Source organism: Vibrio sp. Y176 (assembly GCF_033438945.1).
The window spans coordinates 1-555 of sequence record NZ_JAWOQS010000991.1 but is presented as its reverse complement, the minus strand read 5'-3'; the positions used below and the strand labels follow the sequence as shown (position 1 = coordinate 555).

Here is a 555-nt window from a genome sequence, read left to right as displayed (position 1 = left end):
AAATCATCAGCTTTTGTGAAGGCAAATTACCGAGCGGATTACTCGACTTTGTGGATGGCTTTTTGATCAAGGCTGGAAAGGTGAGTAATGCCATCGAGTTGTTCTTGGGTTTCTTGGCGATAGTACTGGCGGCATATACTGGTTTCCTACTATCGGCACTTAAAACCTACCCGATGCTCAACAATCCGGTGTTGCCGATTTTGTTCCTATTCTCAAGCCTTTCTTCGGGCGCAGCGGCATGTTTGATGTTCGGAATCTTAGTGTTTAAAGAGCCGACATCCAGTCCTAGTGTTTCATGGGTGCATGGCTTTGAACGTCCGGTTGTATTATTCGAGTTGTTCGTTTTAGTAACGTTCTTTACTGGCCTGATTTTCAGCGGGGGACAAAACGAAGTCGCAGCTTGGAATGCAATATCCAACGGCTTTTGGGCGCAGTGGTTCTGGGTTGGTGTTGTGTTGATTGGTATGTTGATGCCGCTAATATTGAACTGGTTAATGCCTTCTGAAGTTCGCCATAAAGGTAGTTACGTCTTTGTCGTGACAACATTGAGTTTGG

Annotated in this window: 1 protein-coding gene; it reads left to right on the top strand. The window is 45.4% G+C overall.

Features of this window, described 5'->3' with window-relative positions; all coding sequences use genetic code 11:
• Window positions 1–555: NrfD/PsrC family molybdoenzyme membrane anchor subunit (nrfD, locus tag R7O13_RS29810; protein WP_318305584.1), on the top strand; the 555-nt coding region annotated here is incomplete at both ends.